Source organism: Uliginosibacterium paludis (assembly GCF_039631355.1).
Taxonomy (GTDB): domain Bacteria; phylum Pseudomonadota; class Gammaproteobacteria; order Burkholderiales; family Rhodocyclaceae; genus Uliginosibacterium; species Uliginosibacterium paludis.
In genome coordinates, this window is record NZ_JBDIVF010000001.1 from 360,864 (window position 1) to 382,482 (window position 21,619).

Annotated in this window: 22 protein-coding genes; 16 read left to right on the top strand and 6 right to left on the bottom strand. The window is 65.3% G+C overall.

The window, feature by feature from the left end:
- Nucleotides 1-58 precede the first annotated feature (58 nt).
- On the top strand, nt 59-1,105 hold the full coding sequence (locus tag ABDB87_RS01735; RefSeq protein WP_345923528.1) for a dienelactone hydrolase family protein: 1,047 nt from the start codon (nt 59-61) through the stop codon (nt 1,103-1,105).
- Nucleotides 1,106-1,110: 5 nt separating this feature from the next.
- On the opposite strand, the gene ABDB87_RS01740 is transcribed toward ABDB87_RS01735, so the two are convergent.
- Together ABDB87_RS01740 and ABDB87_RS01745 are read right to left on the bottom strand one after the other, a co-directional pair.
- Complete coding sequence (locus ABDB87_RS01740; RefSeq protein ID WP_345923530.1) at nt 1,111-2,196, bottom strand: SGNH/GDSL hydrolase family protein; 1,086 nt, start codon at nt 2,194-2,196, stop codon at nt 1,111-1,113.
- Nucleotides 2,197-2,200: 4 nt separating this feature from the next.
- Complete coding sequence (locus ABDB87_RS01745) at nt 2,201-3,613, bottom strand: MBOAT family O-acyltransferase (protein ID WP_345923531.1); 1,413 nt, start codon at nt 3,611-3,613, stop codon at nt 2,201-2,203.
- Between the two features lie 188 nt (nt 3,614-3,801).
- Between ABDB87_RS01745 and ABDB87_RS01750 the strand changes: the two genes are divergently transcribed.
- On the top strand, nt 3,802-3,954 hold the full coding sequence (locus ABDB87_RS01750; protein WP_345923533.1) for a hypothetical protein: 153 nt from the start codon (nt 3,802-3,804) through the stop codon (nt 3,952-3,954).
- A 219-nt stretch (nt 3,955-4,173) separates the two neighbouring features.
- The gene (gene leuA / locus ABDB87_RS01755) at nt 4,174-5,817 is read left to right on the top strand and encodes a 2-isopropylmalate synthase (RefSeq protein WP_345924663.1); all 1,644 of its coding nucleotides are present in this window, start codon (nt 4,174-4,176) and stop codon (nt 5,815-5,817) included.
- 5 nt (nt 5,818-5,822) lie between these two features.
- Here the strand turns inward: leuA and ABDB87_RS01760 are convergent, their stop codons facing one another.
- Genes ABDB87_RS01760 through ABDB87_RS01770 form a run of 3 tightly spaced genes read right to left on the bottom strand, consistent with a single transcriptional unit; the run spans nt 5,823 to nt 9,638 of the window.
- Nucleotides 5,823-7,073 (bottom strand): diguanylate cyclase domain-containing protein, encoded by a 1,251-nt coding sequence (locus ABDB87_RS01760; protein ID WP_345923535.1) that lies wholly within the window; start codon nt 7,071-7,073, stop codon nt 5,823-5,825.
- A 34-nt stretch (nt 7,074-7,107) separates the two neighbouring features.
- Nucleotides 7,108-8,355, bottom strand: coding sequence for a mechanosensitive ion channel family protein (locus ABDB87_RS01765; protein ID WP_345923537.1), 1,248 nt, complete (start codon nt 8,353-8,355; stop codon nt 7,108-7,110).
- A 17-nt stretch (nt 8,356-8,372) separates the two neighbouring features.
- Nucleotides 8,373-9,638 (bottom strand): RsmB/NOP family class I SAM-dependent RNA methyltransferase, encoded by a 1,266-nt coding sequence (locus tag ABDB87_RS01770; RefSeq protein ID WP_345923539.1) that lies wholly within the window; start codon nt 9,636-9,638, stop codon nt 8,373-8,375.
- 208 nt (nt 9,639-9,846) lie between these two features.
- On the opposite strand from ABDB87_RS01770, the gene ABDB87_RS01775 reads away from it, so the two are divergent.
- From ABDB87_RS01775 to ABDB87_RS01830, 12 genes are all read left to right on the top strand, one after another.
- Nucleotides 9,847-11,301 carry a sensor histidine kinase gene (locus ABDB87_RS01775; RefSeq protein ID WP_345923541.1) on the top strand — a complete coding sequence of 485 codons (1,455 nt, stop codon included), beginning with the start codon at nt 9,847-9,849 and terminating at the stop codon, nt 11,299-11,301.
- Nucleotides 11,298-11,825: a hypothetical protein gene (locus ABDB87_RS01780; RefSeq protein ID WP_345923543.1), complete on the top strand. Its 528-nt coding sequence runs from the start codon at nt 11,298-11,300 to the stop codon at nt 11,823-11,825. Before ABDB87_RS01775 ends, ABDB87_RS01780 begins: the two co-directional genes overlap by 4 nt.
- Entirely contained in the window at nt 11,822-13,195 is a 1,374-nt protein-coding gene (locus ABDB87_RS01785; RefSeq protein WP_345923545.1) for a sigma 54-interacting transcriptional regulator, read from the top strand. The genes ABDB87_RS01780 and ABDB87_RS01785 overlap by 4 nt, the downstream gene beginning before the upstream one ends.
- 300 nt (nt 13,196-13,495) lie before the next feature.
- Nucleotides 13,496-14,116, top strand: a complete 621-nt coding sequence (locus ABDB87_RS01790) for a bactofilin family protein (protein WP_345923547.1) — start codon at nt 13,496-13,498, stop codon at nt 14,114-14,116.
- Between the two features lie 598 nt (nt 14,117-14,714).
- Nucleotides 14,715-15,032, top strand: coding sequence for a hypothetical protein (locus ABDB87_RS01795; RefSeq protein ID WP_345923548.1), 318 nt, complete (start codon nt 14,715-14,717; stop codon nt 15,030-15,032).
- A 169-nt stretch (nt 15,033-15,201) separates the two neighbouring features.
- Complete coding sequence (locus tag ABDB87_RS01800) at nt 15,202-15,354, top strand: hypothetical protein (RefSeq protein ID WP_345923550.1); 153 nt, start codon at nt 15,202-15,204, stop codon at nt 15,352-15,354.
- A 38-nt stretch (nt 15,355-15,392) separates the two neighbouring features.
- Nucleotides 15,393-15,725 carry a GIY-YIG nuclease family protein gene (locus ABDB87_RS01805; RefSeq protein WP_345923552.1) on the top strand — a complete coding sequence of 111 codons (333 nt, stop codon included), beginning with the start codon at nt 15,393-15,395 and terminating at the stop codon, nt 15,723-15,725.
- Complete coding sequence (locus ABDB87_RS01810) at nt 15,722-15,988, top strand: hypothetical protein (protein ID WP_345923554.1); 267 nt, start codon at nt 15,722-15,724, stop codon at nt 15,986-15,988. Before ABDB87_RS01805 ends, ABDB87_RS01810 begins: the two co-directional genes overlap by 4 nt.
- 89 nt (nt 15,989-16,077) lie before the next feature.
- Nucleotides 16,078-17,133, top strand: coding sequence for a hypothetical protein (locus ABDB87_RS01815; protein ID WP_345923556.1), 1,056 nt, complete (start codon nt 16,078-16,080; stop codon nt 17,131-17,133).
- A 45-nt stretch (nt 17,134-17,178) separates the two neighbouring features.
- A complete protein-coding gene (locus ABDB87_RS01820; protein WP_345923557.1) occupies nt 17,179-17,727 on the top strand; it encodes a hypothetical protein in 549 nt (182 codons plus the stop codon).
- A gap of 73 nt (nt 17,728-17,800) precedes the next feature.
- Nucleotides 17,801-19,465, top strand: a complete 1,665-nt coding sequence (gene ettA / locus ABDB87_RS01825) for an energy-dependent translational throttle protein EttA (protein ID WP_345923559.1) — start codon at nt 17,801-17,803, stop codon at nt 19,463-19,465.
- Nucleotides 19,466-19,561: 96 nt separating this feature from the next.
- Nucleotides 19,562-20,290, top strand: coding sequence for a hypothetical protein (locus ABDB87_RS01830; RefSeq protein ID WP_345923561.1), 729 nt, complete (start codon nt 19,562-19,564; stop codon nt 20,288-20,290).
- A 157-nt stretch (nt 20,291-20,447) separates the two neighbouring features.
- Here ABDB87_RS01830 and ABDB87_RS01835 read toward each other — a convergent pair whose 3' ends face one another.
- Entirely contained in the window at nt 20,448-20,582 is a 135-nt protein-coding gene (locus ABDB87_RS01835) for a ubiquitin family protein (protein ID WP_345923563.1), read from the bottom strand.
- A gap of 243 nt (nt 20,583-20,825) precedes the next feature.
- Between ABDB87_RS01835 and ABDB87_RS01840 the strand changes: the two genes are divergently transcribed.
- On the top strand, nt 20,826-21,569 hold the full coding sequence (locus ABDB87_RS01840) for a pectate lyase (protein ID WP_345923565.1): 744 nt from the start codon (nt 20,826-20,828) through the stop codon (nt 21,567-21,569).
- The last annotated feature ends 50 nt before the right edge of the window (nt 21,570-21,619 follow it).

Genomic DNA, 21,619 nt, shown 5'->3' on the forward strand with positions numbered 1-21,619 from the left:
CTGGAGGCTGCGGCTTGTAAAGTCCTGCCCTCCACGCATTACCCATTTTCCCGCCGCCATGCCACGACTCATCCCCCGCTTCGTTCTGACCCTGGCCCTCGTACTGCCGGGCGCAAGCGTCATCGCGCAGCCTGCCTCGTTCAGCCCGGCCTATTGGCAGCAGCAGCGCCGCTACACCGATGTGGACGTCATGGCCGTCGGCAATGCATCCGACAGGGCTTACGTATTCAAACCGGCCCGCGCGGCGGCGGGCCTGCCCCTGGTGATTTTCAATCACGGCTGGCTGGGCATGAATCCGAAAAACTTCGGTGGGCTGATCGATCTGATGGTCAGACGCGGCTCGGTCGTGATCTACCCGGTCTATCAGGATGGTGACAAAACCGCGCCTCAGCAGATCACCCGCAAGGCGGCGAATGCCGCCGCCCGCGCGCTGACCGTGCTGGACGCAATGAATCCGGGCCTCATCGATCGAAACAAGGTGCTCTACTGGGGGTTTTCGATGGGTGCCACGATATCGCTCAATCTCGCCCTCGATCCGGCCGGCTACGGGTTGCCAGCGCCCACCGCGCTCATGCTGGTGTCTCCGGGGGATGCGCATCATGTGGCGCACGGAGAGCGCGCTGCAAGCATCATCGGACCAGTCGAGTCCCTCCCGTCCCGCCTTCCCGTCCTGATGGTAAGCGGTGCCGCAGACACCGGCATCGGCGTGCCGACGGCACGCGCCATTGCGGCGCGCCTTTGTCACGTGCCAGCGGAGCACCGGAACCTGATGCTCTTGCCCTCCGACACCGACGAAGGGCGCAAGGTCATGGCCGGCCATGGCGCCCCGGGTTCGCCGGACAGCCGTTACGACTTCCCGGACAGCTCGGCAGCCGTGCCCGCTCAGATCGCCGGCACGGAAGACTTCGAAGCCTCAGCCTCGCTGAATCAGCTCGACTTCCATGGTTTCTGGCGTCTGAGCCTCGGCTTGCTGGATCATGTGTCGACGGGCGCTGACGTCTCGATACTGTTCAGCCGGACCGCTCCGGAGAATCGCTACCTCGGAACCTGGCCCAGCGGCAAGCCGTTTGCCGAGGCCCGCATCGAAGACCCCTGCAGGCACTGATCGTTCTAGCTTCCTGGGGTAGCGCTCACAGCTACGGTGCGCTCAGGCTGCGGCAACTGGTGCTGCATCCAGGTCCGGATGCCGGGCAGCAGGAAAGCTGCACCTTCATCGGTCATGTGGATGCCGTCATCCGCGCGCAGCTTGATCATCTTGCCGCGCGCATCCGGCTTGTACTGCGCGAACACCGCCTCGTCGTAGCCGAGCGCCGGATCCGGATCCAGCCAGCTGACTTGCGGGTAGGCCTTCAGCACATCCTGGACCAGGGCATTCATGTGCTTCATCTTCTTGGCGAAGGCGGGCGAGCGCATCAGCGGCATGCCGATCCAGAGAACCTTGTGATCATTCCTGGTGAGCAAGCCGAGATAGGCGGTCAGGCGCTCGCGATAGAAAGCGTCCCATTCCGGCGTGCCGAAGGTGAGCACGTTCTTGCCTGATTGCACGTTCTGGCCGTCGTTCGCGCCGAGGGCGCAGATCACCAGCACCGGATTGGCGCCAGCTACCATCTTGGGGTATTGCTCCAGCCAGTCGAAAACTTCGGGCCGGGCAAGTCCGGTCCCGGAACGATAGGCCTTGACCACATTCACGCCCAGACCACGCCGCAGGACCGGGGCGAGCCCCACCGCCATCATCGAGTCGCCGGCCAGGACGATCTGGGTTGCCGAAGCGGGCACGCCAAGCACCAGCGGAGCACTGCCCGGCAACACCGGTTGCGGCGAGCCGGCTTCCTGCACAGCCGAGGCGGTCGCGACAGGACTCGAAGCAACAGCTTCAGGATCTGCCGTCTGCGCTTGAGGGGCGGGCGGCGCTGCCCGGTCTGCGACCTCCGCCACACCAGCGGCCGGGGAAGGAGCCAGCCCGTCGGCCCAGTCAGCCTTCAGCGTCAGGGCCAGACGGCGCGGCTGCTCGGCGCCGAAGCGCTGCGCAAACTCATGCCAGCGCTCGGTGACCGGCACCGAAAACGTTCGGAGCGCTCCCAGCTCCAGCCGCTCGGCCCAGATCTTGAGGCCCTCTGCCTCCAGTACGACGCCTGCCAGCAGAGCAACGGCGAGCGTGAGGAACATGCGTGAGACGGGCTGGAAACGGTGCAGCATCGGATCAGAACTGGAAGTAGATGAAAGGTGCCGGCTCACTGGGCCCCAGCACTTCGATGATCACGAGCGCAAGCGCAAAAGCCAGCCCGTGCAGGACGGGCTGCAGGCGCATCGACATCAGCTGCATGCGGAGCAGGAAGCGGTCCGGCAGGAACTGCAGACCGATGCCGGCCAACGCGCACAGCAGCACACCGGGCGCCAGATCAGAAGACCACACCCCCTCGAACAGACGGCTCAGGACAGCCCATGCCTCACCGAAGCTGGCTGCCCGGAAAAAAATCCAGCCCAGACAAACGGCATGGAAGCACAGCACGCGCGCCGTCCACTTCCACCAGCCCGACGCCCGCCAGGCACAGTCTCGCCCCTGCCACAGGGCCTCCCACTGGCGATGCCCGGCCAGCAGCAGACCATGCCAGCCTCCCCAGACCACGAAATTCCAGGCAGCGCCATGCCACAGGCCACCGAGAAGCATCGTGATGACCAGATTCAGCTGCGTACGCCACGCACCGTTGCGCGAGCCGCCCAGCGGGATGTAGAGATAGTCACGCAGCCAGCTCGACAGCGAGATATGCCAGCGCCGCCAGAATTCCTGGGGAGACGCCGAGACATAAGGCGCATCGAAGTTGAGCGGAAAACGGTAACCCAGAAGCAGCGCGCATCCGATCGCGATATCGGTGTAACCGGAGAAATCGCAATAGATCTGGGCCGCGTAACCATAGATACCCAGCAGCACCTGGCTGGCGCTCATGGCCGCCGGATTGGCGAACACGTCGTCCACCAGCAGCGTGGCCAGCGTGTTCGCGATGACCACTTTCTTGAACAGACCGACCACGATCAGCAGCAGCGCACGACCGGTTTCAATGCGGGCCGGATCCGGACGCTGCCTGAGCTGCGGCAGGAAGCTCGAAGCGCGAAGGATGGGGCCTGCGATCAACTGCGGGAAGAAAGCCACGTAGAGCAGGGAGTCGGCAAAATCGACCTTGTCTTCGAGCTTGTGCCGCCAGGCATCCATCATCAGCGAGATGGCATGAAAGGTCATGAAGGAAATCCCGAGCGGCAACATCGGGGATTCGACTTCGATTCCGGGGCGAAAACCCAGTCCGGAAGCCAGATCAGCCAGGTTCTGCAGGAAGAAGGCGGTGTATTTGTAATGGGCCAGCAGCGCCAGGCTGCCGCCGGCGCCGAGTATCAGCCAGAGCCGGCGAAGCCGGCCATGCTGGATGCCGCGCGTGCAGAGCCAGGCCCAGCAGGAGAGGCCGAAGAGCATGGGCACGAAGTGCCAGTCCCAGAAACCGTAGAACACATAGCTCAACCCGAGCAGCGCCAGCTTGTGGGCGCGGTGCCAGCGCAGCAGGCCCCAGCCCAGACAGAGTGCGAGCATGAAAAACAGGGCGTATTCAACAGTGGGAAACAGCATGAAAGGCAGCCGGGAAGCGGGCTCGTGAAGCGCGGACGGTGCGCGATCTTACCAAACCCCACCCGCACTTCGGATGGCTGCCACACAAGTCTTCATTCAGGCGGGTGCCTGAGGTGCAATGGAAAGGATTGTGAAATTCAATCCGCCCCCGCTTGACGCAACGCAGGCCGCCCGGATATGGTTCAGTCATGGCTACGTTCTCGTTCGCCCTCGCTCTGCTCCTCTCCCTCGGTCTGGGCCTTGAACTCTTCAAGGTCCTGCGCGATCGTCAGGCTCGCCGCCTGCAACCGCTGCGCATCAAGTCCGACGAGCTGCGTCTGCTGCGCCGCCCGCGCAGATAAGACCCCTCCCCCTTCGCTCCGATTACGTTTCCCTGCCCCCGAGGCAGATTCCGTGCGTCTGCACGTCCGTTTCCTGCGGAAGATTTCCATGATTGCTCTGTCTGCTTCCCTGCTGCGACTGCGCCCCGGGCGCCGGGCCATGACTTCGTGGCTGCCCGTCGCCCCGATTCCGGTCACCTCACCCGAATTCCGAACGCAATGGAGCAACAGATCATGTCGATGTTGAAAAATCCCGCCACCAAATACGCCGCCTTCGCCCCCGTCGAGCTTGCCGACCGCCAATGGCCAGGCAAGACCATCACCCGCGCACCGATCTGGATGAGCACCGATCTGCGCGATGGCAATCAGGCCCTGTTCGAACCGATGTCGGTCGACACCAAGATTGCTTTCTTCGAAATGCTGACCCGCGTCGGCCTCAAGCAGATCGAAGTCGCCTTTCCCGCTGCCTCCCAGACCGATTTCGATTTCGTACGTCGCCTCATCGAGGAAGACCGCATCCCGCAGGATGTAACGATCGAGGTGCTGACCCAGGCGCGCGACCACCTTATCGAGCGCAGTTTCGAATCCCTGAAAGGCGCCCGGCGCGCCATCGTGCACGTCTATAACGCCACGGCACCGGTTTTCCGCCGCACAGTGTTCGGCGTTGATCGTGCCGGCTGCATCGAAATCGCCGTCAATGCCGCGAAGAAGATCCGGGATCTCGCCGCCCAACGCCCCGAAACCGAGTGGGTCTTCCAGTACAGCCCGGAGGTTTTCAGCTCCACCGAACTCGACTTCGCGCTCGAAATTTCCGAGGCCGTCGCCGATGTGTGGCAGCCCACCCCCGAGCGGCCGATGATCCTCAACCTGCCGGCTACGGTGGAAGGCGCCACTCCGAACGTGTATGCCGACCAGATCGAGTGGATGTGCCGCCATCTCAGCAGACGCAATGCCACGATCATTTCAGTGCATCCGCACAATGATCGCGGCACCGCAGTCGCTGCCGCAGAGCTCGCGGTCATGGCGGGGGCGGACCGCATCGAGGGCTGCCTCTTCGGCAACGGCGAGCGCACCGGCAATGTAGATCTCGTCACCCTGGCGCTGAATCTCTACACCCAGGGCATCGATCCGGGCCTCGATTTCTCGAACATCAACGAGATCGCCCGGGTAGTGGAGGAGTCCACCCGCCTGCCGATCCATCCGCGCCATCCCTATGTGGGCGACCTGGTGTTCACTGCCTTCTCCGGCTCGCATCAGGACGCGATCAAGAAGGGTTTCGCGGTGCAGAAAGACGACGCCTTGTGGGAAGTGCCCTACATGCCGATCGACCCGCGCGACCTCGGCCGCAGCTATGACTCCGTCATCCGCGTAAACAGCCAGTCCGGCAAGGGCGGTATTGCCTGGCTGCTTGAAACCGCCTACGGCCTCGCCCTGCCCCGCCGCATGCTGGTGGAATTCTCCGGCGTCGTGCAGCAGCACATGGACGACACCGGCGCCGAGATGACGCCCGAGGAAATCTGGAAACTCTTCGGCGCCACCTACCTCGAGGCGGAGCGTCCGGTCCGTCTGCTGGATCACCGCCTGGATGAAAGCCGCGAGCAGCACGGCATCGCGCTGGAAATAGAACGCGACGGCACGATCTGCAGCATCAAGGGCTGCGGCAACGGACCCCTTGCGGCCGCCCTCGATGCCCTGGCGGCCAATGCGGCCATCCACAGCTTCGAGGAACGTTCGATCGGCGCCGGCTCCGATGCGCGCGCGATGGCCTTCGTCGAGATCACCGTCCCGGATCGCCCGGGCACGGTATTCGGTGCCGGCTGCTCGACCAGCATCGTGGAGGCGTCACTCAAGGCGCTGGTCTCGGCGACCAACCGGGCCAGCTGAGCCGCTCAGTGCTCGCCCGGCGCGGTAGCGGACAGGCATTTGCCCTGTCCGCCATCGACGGGCTCTCCGGCAATCGCGTAGCAGGACTTGCCCAGTCGCTTGGCCTCATACATGGCCTGATCCGCCTGATCGATGATGCCGGCCACGCTCACGCCCGGCCAGGGAAACAGGCAGACGCCCACGCTGGCAGACAGGCGCAGTCCGTCGGGCAGATCCGGTGCGCTGCGTGACAGGCTGGCCAGCATCTTGACCGCCAGGCGCCTCGCCTCGCCCACGCTCTCCAGTCCGCGTGCGAGCACGAAGAACTCATCCCCTGCCAGTCGCGAAACCGTATCGGCCTCGCGCACGACCTCGCGCAGACGCTGGGCGACGAGCTTCAGTACACGGTCCCCCACCTCATGACCGAAGCGGTCATTGATCTGCTTGAAACCATCGAGATCGATGAAGTAGCCGGCGTTGTGCGTGCCCTCGCGCAGCGCAAAACTCAGCGCCTGGCTGATCCGGTCGTACAGCAGCTCGCGATTGGGCAGGCCGGTGAGCCGGTCGTGCATCGAGCGATCGAGATGCAGCTGGCGCTCTGCTTCGATATCCCGCTTCTGCAGGAACAGCATGCGGCGCTGGTACTCGGCCATGTAGCCGGCCGCGCCGCCGATGAGATTGGCCGAAACAATGAAGAAATCCTGGCTCGCCAGCACATGCACCGGCATGCCGCCCAGATGGCCCAGCGCAAAGTTGTAGCTCGCGATCAGCGCGAGATCGGCGCAGAAGGCGTGAATGAAACGCGTGCCGCTGAAGTTGTAGATGTAGAACGTGATGAGGATCAGGCTCGGGTAGTAATAGGCGGCTGATTCGCGCGGCAGGACGGAAATCATCGCCACCAGACCGAGTCCGCCCACCAGCCCGTTGCTGGCAAGCAGAACGTGGCAGGCGCGTCCGAAACATCTGGAATAGCTCAGCAGGAGCAGGAAGGGCGGCACCCAGCCGGTGCCCAGACGGATCGCCCAGACGTCCTGCTGGCGTTCGACCGGCACGAAGAGATTGTCGAGGCAGCCCATCATCAGGTAGATCAGGCCGCCAATGAACAGTGCCACCCGCCCCTGGTCCAGCGTGCGCGGCAGATTCCAGGCCACGAACGCCCGCTCCAGGTTCCGGTCACGGAAACCCAGGGTGAAAGGGTGCATCAGTGAGCTGTACTGGCTGGAAGGCATGCGCGACCCGGAGACACGACAGGCGGGTTCATCATAGCCCGCTTTCATGCCTGGGTCAGGCAAGTTCCACGCCACAAGCCCTTTATGAATCAGCTATTTGCGTACCGAGGAGACGGATTTCACGCTGCGGAAACGGAATCTCGACCGCGGCCTCCCGGAAGCGCTTGAGGATGGCACGGTTGAGATCGGATTTCAGACCCATCGTGCCGTTTCCAGGATCGGCGATCCACACACCCAGCTCGAGTGTCATGCCACTGTCGTCAAACGAGACGAGATAGGCCATCGGAGCCGGATCCTTGAGCACGCGTTCGGGCAGGGCACCGATTTCCTGCAGCATCGGCAGCACCGCTTCCACATCGGTGCCGTAAGCCACCTGAACCTGCACCGCGACGCGGGTGTTGGGCGTCACGAAGGAATCGTTCTGCACCGTCGAGCCCACCAGCGTGTCGTTCGGCACGATGAAGTGAGCGCCTGCCAGCGAGCGCAGCACGGTATAGCGCGTCGTGATGTTGAGCACTTCGCCGCGATCGTTCCCCACCTGGATCAGGTTGCCGATCTTGATCGAACGGTCGAGCAGGATGATGAAGCCCGACACATAGCTGCTCGCGATCTTCTGCATGCCCAGCCCCAGGCCCACGCCGAGCGCGCCGCCGAACACCGACAGCGCGGTGAGATCCAGCCCGACCAGCTCGGCGCCGATCAGCACCGCCATCAGGATCAGCACCGCCTGCGCCACGCGCGAGAGCACCACCTGCACGCTGGAATCCACGCCCTTCATGGCCAGCAGGCGCGACTCGATCAGGCCGCCGAGCCACAGCGCCACCAGCAGTGAGCCGGCCACCGAGCCGAAGCCCTGCATGATCTCCCACAGGGTGATGTGGTTCTTGCCCATCGGAATCACGAAGCCGTTGAGCCAATCGATGATTTCCGGCAACACATTGAAGAGATCGAGTGCGAGCAGCGTCCACACCACGGTTGCCGCGGCGCGGCCGAAGGTCTGCACCCAGTGCGCACGCGGGAAGGCCCGCTGCAGCACGAAGCGGACGATGCGCAAACCGATCATCGCCCACAGCAGGCTCACGATGGTGGGCGCAAAGTGCAGCCGCCAATGGGTATTGACGGCATAGATCTGGAAAGCGCCGACAGACAGGATGCCCAGAATCGGGAACGCCACCGAGCGCAGGCCGCGCAGCTTGGTGATCACGCCCGGTTTGGGCTTGAGCCAGCCGGCAATCAGCCAGGCGCTGCCGAGCAGAACGAAGAGCGTCCCCATCTCGCGCAGCGTCGCCGGGTGGCTCAGCAGTGCGATGACATCATCCAGAAAATCCATCGACGCTTGCTCCGGGATCAGGCCGTGCGTTCGAGCACCGCGGCAAAGAAACCATCCGTGCCATGCGTGGCCGGATCCAGGCGCAGGCGCTCACCGGTATCGAGCCCGATCTTCGCTTGTGCCAGCACTTCGTTCGCCGGGATCTGGCGGAACTCGGGATGCGCCGCGAGGAAGGCATCCACGATGGCGTCATTCTCGGCTTCGAGCAGCGAACAGGTCGCATAGACCAGCCTGCCGCCCTTCTTCACCAGACGCGAAGCTGACGCAAGAATGCTCGCCTGCTTGCTGGTCAGCTCGACCACGCCGGGCTCGGTCTGACGCCACTTGAGGTCCGGGTTGCGACGCAGGGTGCCGAAGCCGCTGCAGGGCGCGTCGACCAGCACGCGGTCCATCTTGCCGACCAGGCGCTTGATGCGGGCGTCATTCTCGCTGTCGATCGCGGCCGGATGCACGTTCGAGAGTCCGGCGCGCGCGAGACGGGGCTTGGCCTTCTGCAGACGCTTCTCGGACACGTCAAACGCATACAGGCGACCGGTCGAGCGCATCAGCGCGCCCAGCAGCAGCGTCTTGCCACCGGCGCCGGCGCAGAAGTCGGTGACCATCTCGCCGCGCTTGGGGGCCACCAGAAAGCCCAGCAGCTGCGAGCCTTCGTCCTGCACCTCGATGCTGCCGTCGAGAAACAGCGGATGCTTCTGCAGGGCGATCTTGCCGTCCATGCGGATGCCCAGCGGCGAGTAAGGCGAGGCCGAAGCGGCGATCCCTTCTTCACGGAAACGCGCCAGCACGGCGTCACGCTCGGCCTTGAGCGGATTGACGCGCAGGTCGAGCGTCCCCGGGCGGTTGAAGGCCTGGGCCAGTTCCAGCACGCGGGCCTCGCCGTACTGTGCGGCCAGGCGAGCGGCCAGCCAGTCCGGCATGTTGGTGCGCTCGCCCAGGGTCGTGGCGGTCCAGCCGGCCGACTTCACCTCGACGATCCATTCCGCCTCGTTCTTCGACAGCAGCGGCGCCAGGTGGCGCTGCGAGAGCCCTTCCACACGCAGCAGCCAGGCCAGCACGAGCTTGCGCGAACGCGTGGACTCGCCCAGCACGGCCTGCAGCTGGCGCAGATTGCGCAGCACGCCATACACGGCCTCGGCGATGAAGGCACGGTCGCGACCACCGATTTTCTTGTTGGCACGGAAAAAACCGGACAGCACGCTGTCGGCGGGGTACTGGAAGCGCAGGACATCCTCAAGGACTTCCGCGGCGGCATCCAGCTGGGCAGGGGTAATATTCGTAGTCATCCTGCCATTATCCCATTTTCAGCGCGTTCGCCGCGAGAGAACGCGCGCCGCGGCGGCAGGCGGAAGGGCACGCGATGGCCGGCCGGCAGCGCGCGGCGGCGCTCCTCCGCTCCTGGCTGCGCACGCGCGCCCGATTTGCTACAAGGAAAGACATCCTCCTTCCCGGCGGCCCGGCAGGCCAACGGGCCAACCCACGCCTTGCCCTCCCATGCGCCTGCGAGCTCCTTCCTATCCGCTCTCACTGCCCGGCATCCTGCTGCTGGGCTTCGTACTGGTGGCCCTTCCGCCGGTGCTCGCGCTGCTGGATGCGTATTTTTCGCTGAACCGGATCTCGCTGCGCAGCGAGACGGCCATCCTGCGCGCGACCGAAATCACCCGCGACAGCCGGGCGCTGGCTGACCACCTCACCGCGCTCGAGCGCCTCGCCCGCCAGCAACTGGTGCTCGGCGACGCCGCCGGGCTCACCGCCTATGACCTGCGCCGGGAAGCCTTCCAGGCCACCGGCACACGGCTCGCCAAGCATGCGGAAATCCTGGGCATCGAGGCTGCGCTGCACGGTCTGCATGACGAGGAAGCGCAGATCCGCCAGAGTCTGGAAAACACCGCCAGCACCGAGCTCCGGCAGCGCCAGGCACGGGTCGAAGGCGGCTTTGCCCGGCTGGACGAAGCGGCGGCGGGCATCGTCCGCGACGCGGACAGCCGGATCGAGCTCGACATCGCCACCCTGCAGCAGGAAGCCGCTGCGGCCCGCAGCCAGCTCTTGCGCCTGTTGCTGACCCTGGTGCCGGCCAGCCTGCTGCTGGCGGTGCTGCTGACCGTGCTCATCCGCCACCCCTTCCGCCAGCTCGAGCGTGCCATGCGCGGCATGGGCGAGGGGCGGCTCGACACGCCCGTCAGCATTACCGGACCGCGTGACATGGTCGTGCTCGGCGAACGGCTCGACTGGCTGCGCAACCGCCTGCAGGCGCTCGACGCGCAGAAAACGCGCCTGCTGCATCAGGTCTCCCACGAGCTCAAGACGCCCCTCACCGCGCTGCAGGAAGGCACGGCCCTGCTGCAGGACAAGCTCATCGGCCCGCTGACGTCCGGCCAGCAGGAGGTGGTGGCGATTCTGGCCAGCAATTGCCAGCGCCTGCGCCGGCTGATCGAGAACCTGCTCGACTACAGCGGCCTGCGCTCGGCGCCGGTGCATATGCAGCGCGAATCGCTGCAGCCCGGCGAAGTGCTGGCGCAGGTGGCCGCCGACCACAAGCTGGCGGCCTCGGCACGCGGCATCCGGCTGGAGATCGGCAGTGATGGCCACCCGCTCGTGGCGGACCGCGACAAGCTGCGCGTGATCGTGGACAACCTCGTCTCCAACGCCATCAAGTACGCCCCGGCCGAGAGCAGCATCACACTCGCCTCGCGTGCCGTGCGCCAGCGGATCGTGATCGAGGTGCGCGACAGCGGCCCGGGCGTGCCGGCCGAGCTGGGCGCCCGGATCTTCGACGCCTTCGTGCAGGGGCCGCCGCCCGAAGGCAGCGCGGTCAAGGGCAGCGGCCTGGGCCTCTCGATCGTGCGCGAACTCGTCGCCCTGCATGGCGGCAGTGTGGAGCTGCTGCCCAACCCGCCACGCGGCACCCTCGCCCGCGTCAGCCTGCCCGCCAACGGAAACCTGTCATGAAAGCCCTTCGCCTTCCGGCCCTGCTGCTCCTGCTCACGCTCACCGGCTGCGCCGGCCTGCAAGCCCAGCGCTCCGCCACGCCGCCCCCGCTGATCTCGCTGCCACCCACGCCGGCCGAGCCGGACTACCTCGCCCTCGCCGGCCGCTACCGCACCCTGAGCGCAGCCGAGCAGGCCGCCGAGCTCGAGGTGCTGGGCAAGGCCTACGCCGCCCACCGCACCGAGATCAACCGCCTGCAGCTCGCCCTGATGCTGGCGCTGGCCGCACCGCCCGCGGGCGATCGCTCACGCGCCATTGCCCTGCTCGATGTAGCGCCCGGCGAGAGCACCGGCCGCGGCCGCCTGCATCCGCTGGCACAACTCCTGCTGCCTCTGCTTCATGAGCTGCGTCGCGCCGATGAAAACCAGTCCGCCACCCAGCAGAAACTCCGCGAGCAGCAGCAGGCTGCGGAGGCCATGAAGCAGAAACTCGATGCCCTGCGTGAAATCGAGCTGCGCATCCAGGAGCGCCCCAAGAATCCATGAATACCGCCGAAAACCTTGCCGGCAACACCCGGGTGTTGCTGGTTGACGACGACCCCGACCTGCTCCGCCTGCTCTCGATCCGGCTCAAGGCGAGCGGCTTCGACACGCGCTGCAGCACCAGCGGCGAATCCGCGCTCGCGGCACTCGCCTCGCAGCGTCCGGACATCGTCGTGACTGACCTGCGCATGCCCGGCATGGATGGGCTCGCGCTCTTCGATGCCGTCCGCCAGCAGGATCTCTCGCTGCCGGTGATCGTGCTCACCGCACACGGCAGCATTCCGGAAGCCATCGAAGCGACCCGGCGCGGCGTGTCCGGCTACCTCACCAAGCCCTATGACGCGGCCGAGCTGATCGCCCAGATCCAGCGTGCCGTGGGCCAGGCCGGCGGCGGCAGCGAGCCGGCTGGGGAATCCTGGCGCTCGGCGATCCTGACCCGCAGCGCGATCATGGAAGACTTCCTGCAGCAGGCCAGACTCGTAGCCGCCAGCGAAGTCAGCGTCTTCATCCACGGCCCCAGCGGCGCCGGCAAGGAACTCGCCGCCCGCGCGATCCACAAGGCCAGTCCGCGTGCGGCCCGGCCTTTCGTGGCGATCAACTGCGGCGCCATCCCCGAGCAGCTGCTCGAATCCGAACTCTTCGGCCATGTAAAAGGTGCCTTCACCGGCGCCCATCGCGATCACGACGGGCTCTTCCAGTCGGCCCGCGGCGGCAGCCTGTTCCTTGACGAGATCGGCGACATGCCGGCAGCCCTGCAGGTGAAGCTGCTGCGTGTGCTCGAAGAACGCGAAGTCCGCCCGGTCGGGGCGACGCGCAGTGTTCCGGTCGATGTGCGCATCATCTCGGCCACCCACCGCGACCTCAACATGGCGCGCGCGGAAGGCCGCTTCCGCGAGGATCTCTACTACCGGCTGAACGTGGTCGAGCTGACCATCCCCTCGCTCGCCGAGCGGCGTGAAGACATCCCGCTGCTGGCCCAGCACTTCCTGCAGCGGCTCGCGGCGCGCTACCAGCGCCCGGTCAACACTTTCTCGCCGGAAGCGATGACCCTGCTCGTCTCCGCGCCCTGGCCCGGCAACGTGCGACAGCTGCTCAATGTGGTGGAGCAGACCGTAGCGCTGTCGACCACACCGGTGATTCCGGCCAGCCTCATGCTGCGCGCGCTGCAAGGCGACGGAGGCGCCATCGAGTCCTTCGAGGAAGCACGCCGCCGATTCGAGCGCGAATACCTGATCCGCCTGCTGCGCCTGACCGAGGGCAATGTCAGCCAGGCAGCCCGGCTCGCCCAGCGCAACCGCACGGAGTTCTACCGCCTGCTCTCGCGCCACCACCTCGAGGCCGGCGCCTTCAAGCCCGAAAGCGGCGAACACTGAGCCTTGCGGACCGCCCCTGCCTGCCCGCGCCTGGCGGCCGGCGCGTAGCGGGCTGACCAGGCTGTCGCCAAGCTGCGACAGCGCCCCGCCCCACCCCATCAGGCTTTGCGCCGGGCACCTCCTCAGACTGTCGCCGACAGACGACAGCACCGAGCCCTCCGCACGACACCATAAACACCCCAAGACACTGAAATAAAAGGCTTTTCACAAACTGGCACACTCGCTGCGAACAGGATTCCCGTTGGCTGAATGCAAGCCCTCACAGCCCCCGAGCGAAACCGAACAAAGGAGAGTGAGCCGATGTTTCCCAGAGTCCTGCAATCCCGCAGCCCTGACCCGATTCCAGAAAAGCAGACCCGCGTGACCCACACGCCGGGCGCCTATCCCCCTCTCCAGCCGCGTGCAGACAAATCGTCACGCCCTGCCACCGAAGCTGTCGCCAGCGCCCCGCAACGCACCACCGCACCGGAGAGCCCCATGAGCACCCCCGCCGCCGTCACCAAGCCCGAAGTCCAGACCGACTCCCCCAGCCGCCTCATCGTCGGGCCTGACGTGAAACTCAAGGGCGCCGAGATTCTCGACTGCGACACCCTGGTGGTCGAAGGACGCGTCGAGGCGACGATGGACAGCCGTGTGCTGCGCATCGCCGAAAAGGGCGCGTTCGCCGGCAAGGTCAGCATCGACGTGGCGGAGATCCACGGCAATTTCGAGGGCGAGCTCACTGCCCGCGAAAAACTTGTCATCCATGCCACCGGTCGTGTTCGCGGCACGATCCGCTACGGCAGCCTGCTCATCGAAGCGGGCGGTCAGATCAGTGGCGAAGTCCAGGCTCTGGAGCCCTCGGCCCGGAGCGAATCCCCGAATCAACCAGGAAAGGAGGCCGACCGGACAAAAGTATCCCTGCTCAGTTCGGTGGCTTGAAGTCGTCCGGGCCGCCAGACCGTCCTCCCACGGCTGCCCGGACACTTCCCACAGTCACCACCCCACTGCGAGTTTTCTTGTACCCGGCGCCTGACGCCGGGTCTTTTTTTCTTGCAAAACCGCTCTTCGCCGACGCACACCCGAGATGCTTGACGCCAGGCGACGACTTCCGGCGGCATGCGCGGCATCCTCCTCCTGCCGCAAACGCCCCCGATGGTGAGCGCCAGCAACCGACGCGCCCCTCTGCCCGCCCGCCAGTGCTGCAACACCGGCCGGGCGCGGGCAGCCTCCTGCAGTGCAACTCACCGCAGACAGCATGAAGCCGACGCGTCTCCGCGCGGCACCCGGCCGGCTCGCTATCCGCCTGAAATGACGCAGTCATCCATGGCATCCGAACCGAAAGACCGCCCCACGCAACTCGACCTCCTGCGCCCGCACAGCCGCCATCGCATCCTGCATCGACATGACCGGCGCGTAACAGACTGAGGCAGAACTACGCTATCTGATACCGGATATCCGGCCTAAGGTTCGTACCATCGATCCAACAGCCCGAGGCTGAACGATGAGACACGACCCTAGCCCCTTTGAACTTCAGCCAATGATCAGGCAGCCGAGCCGCAGACCCGAAAACATCGGTCATGTACAGGCTCGCGTGACCGAGCGGCGCGAGGCCGAACGCCGTGGCGCCTACCGGCTCGTGCTCCACACCCTCGGCGCCCTGGTGGCCATCGCCGCGGGGCTGATGCTGATCGCCTGGGCCGGCAAGACCCACGCGGCCGGCCTTGAGGTGTCAGTGCCTGCACAGCCGCTTGCCGGCAAGGGCCGGGGCGAGCACGCGCTCATCGTCAAAGGCAGCGCAGGTGATCTGAGCGTGCGCCGCTCCCCTGACGCCCCATCGGGAGGCAGGAATCAATGACATGCGGTTTCTCATTCTGATCATCGCCTTCTTCATCCACCCGACTTTCGCAATCCTGCTTGCCTTGTGGTTCATCCTCAGGGCCATCCGCTAAGGAACACTGACATGCGCGGCAACCTCCACTATGTGTCGATCAATCCGGCCCCCCCGTCGGCAGCGTCCGGACTACATGCGCGGCGTAGCGTGGCTGCTCGCCTCCTTCCTGCTGCTGATCGTCCTGCTCACGCTGACCGTGCCTGCACGCGCCGAGACGGGGTCATCCGGCTTCAGCGCGCAGGCAGCCGCTGCCGTGTCGAGCGCATCCGGATCGGTAAGCCGGTGAGGCCGCCCGAGCGCACTTTCCGCATTCCGGGAATCGTCGTGCGAGCCGCTCGCCTCGCCTGCGGTCTGCTGCTCGCCCTGCCGAGCCTCCCGGCGCATGCCGGATGGATATACGCCTACAGGATCGGAAACGCGGCCGGCGTGCGCTGCGAAAAACGCGGCATCACCACCCGCCCGGTGCAACGTCGGATCAGCGAGGAAATCCGCGCCCTTCGATCAACGGGCTTTGCCGTGATCCCGGGTTCGATCATCACCGAGCGCCGTGCCGACTATCGCGAAGCCGAGACAGCATGGAAGCGCCGGCTGGGCCCGGGCAGCTGTCGTCTGGATGCCGACGGGTTCCGCTCCGAATCATGGAGGCTCGCACGATGATTGACAGCCTCGAGTCCCGCATTCTGTCCGCCTTCCTTGCCTGCAAGCCTGACTGGCCGAGCGACAAGCCGCTGCATGTGAGCATCCAGACCGGCACTGACGGCAAACGCTACGGCGTGGTGAGCGACCTGAAGGCCGGCGAAATCGCCGGAGCGTTTCACCTGCAGGAAACCATCCAGATCCGCGAGCGCCGCAAGATGCCACGCGGTTTGCGGGCCACGGATCAAGGCAAACCCGGCGGCGAAAACGCCACGCCGGGCTGACCCGTCTGCCCGCCGGGCCGCTGTACCGGCCTGGCATGTGTGGCACGGTGCATACTGCAAGCCCGCCCACACACACCGCACGCCTACCGATGCCCCGCCTCGTCAGCCTTCTCACGCTCGCCCTGCTGTCCGCCGCTGTTCAGGCCAGCCCCTCGCCTGCAGGACTCTGGCAGGGTCGCATCGGCAAGCAGGATGCGGTCGCCTGCTTCAATGCCGATGGCAGCGGGCTCTACTACTACCTGAAGCATGACAATGATCTCGTGCTCAATCCCGAGGGCCACAACACATGGCGCGAAGAGAGCCTGGGCAGCGCCCGGCTCACCGGCCGCTGGACACTGAATCAGATCAGTGCCGAAACGCTCGAAGGCGACTGGACGACCAGCAAGGGCAAGTCCGCCACGCCGATCCGCCTCGCACGCCTTGCCCTCGCCGACAAATCCTCGGGGAAGGACGCCTGCAGCGATGCCGCCTTCCTGCAGCCACGACTGCTAGCCCTGCCCCGCGAAGCCGGCGCAGCACAGGACACCGGCGGGTTGCGCTGGCAGGAAGTCTCTGCATTCAAGGGCGCGGTCAGCGGCGTCCGGCTGATCGAAACACAGCCGTCTCCGCTCGGTCAGGCGCTGGAAAAACGTCTGGACGAATCACTCGCCGCCCGCTTCGAATGCCGCGCGGGCGTCGCGGATCGCGAGCCCGGTTCGCGCGACATGTGGTCCTTCGAAAGCCACGAGAAGCTGCTTCATGTTTCACCGGCTTTCGTCGTGCTCGCTTGGCAAAGCGCCACGGACTGCGGCGGTGCGCATCCCGACGGCGGTGACGGCGCCGTGGTGCTGGATCGCCGCAGCGGCACCGAGCTGAAGCCCGAAAACTGGTTCAAGCCGCCGTATGCCAGGGAAATTTCCGCCGGCAGCGCGCTGGGCAAGCTGCTGATCGCGCCCTACCGCAAGGGCGAACCGGAATGCCTCGAAGCCGTGCGCCAGTCCTTCGGCTGGGTCAGCTGGCCCACGCCGGCCGGCATGGTCTTCCAGCCCGGCGTTGCGCATGTGGCGATCGGCTGTGTCGACCAGCACACCCTGCCCTGGAAAACCGTCGCGCCCTTCCTGAATGACCAGGGCCAGCAACTGATGCGGGAGTTCGCCCCGCGCTGAAACGTTCCGGCGGGGGCCGGATCATTCCTGCGGCATAATCCGGCCATGCCCGCGCCCGCCAGCTTTCTCTACCTCGACACGCTGCACTGCCTGCAGCAGCGTGACCTGCCTTTCGACGCCGACAGCCCCTACCTGCTGGTCTTCGCCGGCCAGCCCGGCCCGCAGCCCGAAGCCGACGTCATCCGCGTGACGAGCCCGGACTGGCACCAGCGCACCCGCAGTGGCCGCCTGCATCTCGCCCGCACCTGGGTGCATCACGATCTGCGCGCCGACAGCATCCTGCTGGTCGCCCTGCTGGAGCAGGACTGGCAGCTCGACATCCACGATGCCGCCCTGCGCGAGCTGCGCGCCACCATGCGCCAGCACTGGGCGTCCTGCGCCCGCCGCTTCGCGCCGGCCAGTCTGCCGCTCGCGGCCCGCCTCGGCTTTGCGCGCCAGATCAGCCGCCATCTGCGCAACGATGCCCTGATCCAGATCCGCCATCTCCCGGTTGCCACCCTGCACGGCCGCCTGCCGGCGCTGGCCTTCAGCGGCAGCAAGGTTCGCTACCGTGCCGGCTTCCATGCCCGCCGGGTCTCACCGGGCGCAGCCTGAAGCGCTCGCCCTCGCTCCCCGCGCCAAGTAAAATGGCGCGTTTCCGATCCATCTTTTCCCCGGACTGCACACAATGGCCCAGTACGTCATGTCGATGCTGCGCGTGAACAAGGTTGTTCCGCCCAAGCGTCAGATCATCAAGGACATCTCCCTCTCCTTCTTCCCCGGCGCCAAGATCGGCCTGCTGGGCCTCAATGGCTCGGGCAAATCGACCGTGCTGCGCATCATGGCCGGCGTCGACAAGGAATACGACGGCGAAGTGCAATGGCAGCCGAACATGAGCATCGGCTACCTGCCGCAGGAGCCGGTGCTGGATCCGGACAAGACCGTGCGCGAGGAAGTCGAATCCGCGCTGGGCGAAGTCATGGAAGCCAAGCAGAAGCTCGAAGAGGTGTATGCCGCCTACGCCGAGCCGGATGCCGACTTCGACAAGCTCGCCGAGCTGCAGGCCAAGTACGAGAACATCATTTCCACCAGCGGTGCGGACGTGGAAACCCAGCTCGAGATCGCCGCCGACGCGCTGCGCATTCCGCCCTGGGACGCCAAAATCGGGCCGCTCTCCGGCGGTGAAAAGCGCCGCGTGGCGCTGTGCAAGCTGCTGCTCTCGAAGCCGGACATGCTGCTGCTGGACGAGCCGACCAACCACCTCGACGCCGAATCCGTCGAATGGCTGGAGCAGTTCCTGGTGCGCTTCCCCGGCACCGTGGTGGCCGTCACCCACGACCGCTACTTCCTCGACAACGCCGCTGAATGGATCCTCGAACTTGACCGCGGCGAAGGCATTCCCTGGAAGGGCAACTACTCCGAATGGCTGGAGCAGAAGGAGGCGCGTCTGGCCACCGAGCAGAAGCAGGAAGACGCCCACCGCAAGGCCATGAAGCAGGAACTGGAATGGGTGCGTCAGGGCGCCAAGGCGCGTCAGTCCAAGAGCAAGGCGCGTCTGGCCCGCTACGAAGAAATGAGCAGCGTCGAGTACCAGCGCCGCAACGAAACCCAGGAAATCTTCATTCCGCCGGGCGAGCGCCTCGGTAATCAGGTCATCGACTTCAATGGCGTATCCAAGGGCTTTGGCGATCGCCTGCTGATCGACAACCTCTCCTTCCAGATTCCGCCCGGAGCCATCGTTGGCGTGATCGGCCCGAACGGCGCCGGTAAATCGACGCTCTTCCGCATGATCCAGGGGCTGGAGAAACCGGATTCCGGCGAGATCGTGCTTGGCTCCACCGTGAAGATCGCCGCCGTCAATCAGACCCGTGAAGGCCTGGACGACAGCAAGACCGTGTTCGATGCCGTGGCCGAAGGTGCTGACGTGCTGACCGTCGGCAAGTTCGAGATGCCCAGCCGCGCCTACATCGGCCGCTTCAACTTCAAGGGCGGCGACCAGGCCAAGATCGTCGGCAAACTCTCCGGTGGTGAGCGCGGTCGTCTGCATCTGGCAAAGACGCTGGTGCAGGGCGGCAATGTGCTGCTGCTCGACGAACCCTCAAACGATCTGGACGTGGAAACCCTGCGCGCGCTGGAAGACGCGCTGCTGGAGTTCTCCGGCTGCGCGCTGGTGACCTCGCACGACCGCTGGTTCCTCGACCGCATCGCCACCCACATCCTCGCCTGCGAAGGCGAATCGCAATGGACCTTCTTCGCCGGCAACTACACCGAGTATGAAGAAGACAAGAAGAAGCGTCTGGGTGAAGAAGCGGCCAAGCCCCGCCGCATCCGCTACAAGCCGATCAGCCGCTGAGCTTGATCAGCCGCAGTGGTGACGCGGCGCCCCTCTCCGGAGTGGCGCCGCGTCATGCGAAGGACAAGTCAAACCGGCACTTCCAGGAGGCTGCACTTGTTTCGCAACCCGGCGCTCTGGCGCAAAGTCCCGGTCATCGTGACCTGTAGCCTGCTCTTGGCAATCACTGCGTCCTGTCGGGACAAGCAGCTCCCTCCCACCACTCCCGCCGCTGAGAGCAAGGACGAATTCCCACCGTCCCCGCCAGTGCCGGCCTACCCACAATCCGTGGGCGCCAGTCTCCCTTACGAAGACAGCACCGGCTCGTTCGATGAAAACCTGGGGCTCCGGACTTTCATGCTTCCGCTCGCTAACGGCCAAAGCCTCCACCTGACGGCCGCGTATCTGTCGCAAATGCAGGACCGCCATGACCCGAGCGACCGGACCTTCGCGCTGGCCGACCTCAATGCAGGTTTCACCAGCATCTACGCCGTCGAAACAGCAGCCGGAACGCACTGGCGCAAGGCACTCGTGCAAGTTGGCGAATTTTCCCAGGACTACTGCGGCGACATCGAGATCGTCCACTATCTGGAATCAGCCAAGGTCTCAGCCATCAGCTTCGGCGACCGTGTGCTTACCGACGAAATCCTCAGCGAGGCGCACTGCCCGGTCAAGCAGGACTACATCCAGGATGAGCACACACCGATAGCGCCTGGAACCGACCCCTTCGGGGATTTCTGCAAGGCCCGCAGCGAATGCCTGGTGAAGTATCTGTCTCAGCCCGAAAAGGCCGACAAGCTGCGCAAGAGCCTGCCGCAAGCGCTGCTGGACGTGCATCTCGATTAGGGTCGGCTGGCTTCCAGCCCGCGTCGGAAACCAGGCAAGGGCAGACACGAACCCGAGGGGGCGCGCCCTGCTACGCCGGTCAGAGCTCGCCGCACCCCCTTCTTCATGGCCTTGCCTTCCTCTGCCCGCTTGCACAGCACTTCCTTCGGGTCAGCCATCAGGGGCGACAGACTTCGACACGCTCGCCCTCACGCAGCGCCACCGTATCCAGGCGCACAAGCTTGCGCTCCACGCCGAACTTGCTCTGCTCCCGGCTGATTTCGGAATACTTCGCCAACACCGCGTACGGCATCGTTGTTGTCCAAGCGCCTTGCGTGGCGGCTCAAGGATGAAGGTTTAGCGACGTGACTTCGCGACCAGCGTCAAATGCAGGGCAGTGTGTTGCTTCTGCCGACTTCAGCCGCACCAATGCCAAAGACATGACGCCTGAAACTTTCAGTCGCCGCATCAATCATTTGCACCGCACCGCGCCAGTCTTCAGAATGCGGCCTGCAAGCCTCTTGCACACAAAAAACCAGAACACTGGAGACAAACCATGTACAGCAAGCTTCTGCTCGGCCTTTGCCTGGCCGCTTCACTCACGACGGCGTCGGCCACCACCACGATCACCGGCACGAAGGATTACGGGGGTGCGACGGTCGGCACATCCTGCGACGGACAGTCGGAATCGCAGCAGCCGGTTTTCGTGCTCGCCGATGGAGCCAGCCTGAAGAATGTGCACATCAAAAAAGGTGCCGCCGCCGATGGCGTGCATTGCGTGGGCAGCTGCACGCTGACGAACGTCGTCTGGGATGGCGTCTGTGAAGATGCGGCGACGATGCTGGGCGGCACGGGCAAGATCATGAAAGTGGTTGGCGGCTCGGCGACCACGGCGGACGACAAGGTGTTCCAGCACAACGGCAAGGGCGGCACGATCAACCTCGATGGTTTCCAGACCTACGACCGCATCCAGCGCCTGTGGGCCTCCTGTGGCAACTGCGAAAACAACGGCGGGCCGCGCTACCTGATCGCCAGCAACGTGACCATCAACGGCCCGGTGGTCAAACCGGACGGCGTGACTGCCGGCTATGTGCTGCGCCTGAACTCGAACTACGGCGACAAGGCTACGGTGCGCAACCTGAAGATCAAGGGCTACAAGCTCGGCGCGCCGAAGGTCTGCGTACAGGCCACCGGCATAACCAAGGCCGAGGAAAACGCCGGCGCGAAGCAGGTGAATCAGGGGGAATTCTGGAACTCGGCGTATTGCGACATATCGAAGAGTGACGTGAAGTCGTTCTGACCGAGCAAAAAAAGCCGGCAGCCCCGTCGAAACGGGAATGCTGCCGGCAT

Excerpts from the sequence above, each read along its gene's own strand:
- leuA (WP_345924663.1), top strand. The coding sequence starts at position 4,174 with ATGTTGAAAAATCCCGCCACCAAATACGCCGCCTTCGCCCCCGTCGAG.
- ABDB87_RS01815 (WP_345923556.1), top strand. The coding sequence starts at position 16,078 with ATGCCCCGCCTCGTCAGCCTTCTCACGCTCGCCCTGCTGTCCGCCGCT.
- ABDB87_RS01750 (WP_345923533.1), top strand. The coding sequence starts at position 3,802 with ATGGCTACGTTCTCGTTCGCCCTCGCTCTGCTCCTCTCCCTCGGTCTG.
- ABDB87_RS01775 (WP_345923541.1), top strand. The coding sequence starts at position 9,847 with ATGCGCCTGCGAGCTCCTTCCTATCCGCTCTCACTGCCCGGCATCCTG.
- ABDB87_RS01760 (WP_345923535.1), bottom strand. The coding sequence starts at position 7,073 with ATGAAAGCGGGCTATGATGAACCCGCCTGTCGTGTCTCCGGGTCGCGC.
- ABDB87_RS01800 (WP_345923550.1), top strand. The coding sequence starts at position 15,202 with ATGCGCGGCGTAGCGTGGCTGCTCGCCTCCTTCCTGCTGCTGATCGTC.
- ABDB87_RS01790 (WP_345923547.1), top strand. The coding sequence starts at position 13,496 with ATGTTTCCCAGAGTCCTGCAATCCCGCAGCCCTGACCCGATTCCAGAA.
- ABDB87_RS01785 (WP_345923545.1), top strand. The coding sequence starts at position 11,822 with ATGAATACCGCCGAAAACCTTGCCGGCAACACCCGGGTGTTGCTGGTT.
- ABDB87_RS01840 (WP_345923565.1), top strand. The coding sequence starts at position 20,826 with ATGTACAGCAAGCTTCTGCTCGGCCTTTGCCTGGCCGCTTCACTCACG.
- ABDB87_RS01810 (WP_345923554.1), top strand. The coding sequence starts at position 15,722 with ATGATTGACAGCCTCGAGTCCCGCATTCTGTCCGCCTTCCTTGCCTGC.
- ABDB87_RS01770 (WP_345923539.1), bottom strand. The coding sequence starts at position 9,638 with ATGACTACGAATATTACCCCTGCCCAGCTGGATGCCGCCGCGGAAGTC.
- ABDB87_RS01745 (WP_345923531.1), bottom strand. The coding sequence starts at position 3,613 with ATGCTGTTTCCCACTGTTGAATACGCCCTGTTTTTCATGCTCGCACTC.
- ABDB87_RS01765 (WP_345923537.1), bottom strand. The coding sequence starts at position 8,355 with ATGGATTTTCTGGATGATGTCATCGCACTGCTGAGCCACCCGGCGACG.
- ABDB87_RS01735 (WP_345923528.1), top strand. The coding sequence starts at position 59 with ATGCCACGACTCATCCCCCGCTTCGTTCTGACCCTGGCCCTCGTACTG.
- ettA (WP_345923559.1), top strand. The coding sequence starts at position 17,801 with ATGGCCCAGTACGTCATGTCGATGCTGCGCGTGAACAAGGTTGTTCCG.
- ABDB87_RS01835 (WP_345923563.1), bottom strand. The coding sequence starts at position 20,582 with ATGCCGTACGCGGTGTTGGCGAAGTATTCCGAAATCAGCCGGGAGCAG.
- ABDB87_RS01740 (WP_345923530.1), bottom strand. The coding sequence starts at position 2,196 with ATGCTGCACCGTTTCCAGCCCGTCTCACGCATGTTCCTCACGCTCGCC.
- ABDB87_RS01780 (WP_345923543.1), top strand. The coding sequence starts at position 11,298 with ATGAAAGCCCTTCGCCTTCCGGCCCTGCTGCTCCTGCTCACGCTCACC.
- ABDB87_RS01795 (WP_345923548.1), top strand. The coding sequence starts at position 14,715 with ATGATCAGGCAGCCGAGCCGCAGACCCGAAAACATCGGTCATGTACAG.
- ABDB87_RS01820 (WP_345923557.1), top strand. The coding sequence starts at position 17,179 with ATGCCCGCGCCCGCCAGCTTTCTCTACCTCGACACGCTGCACTGCCTG.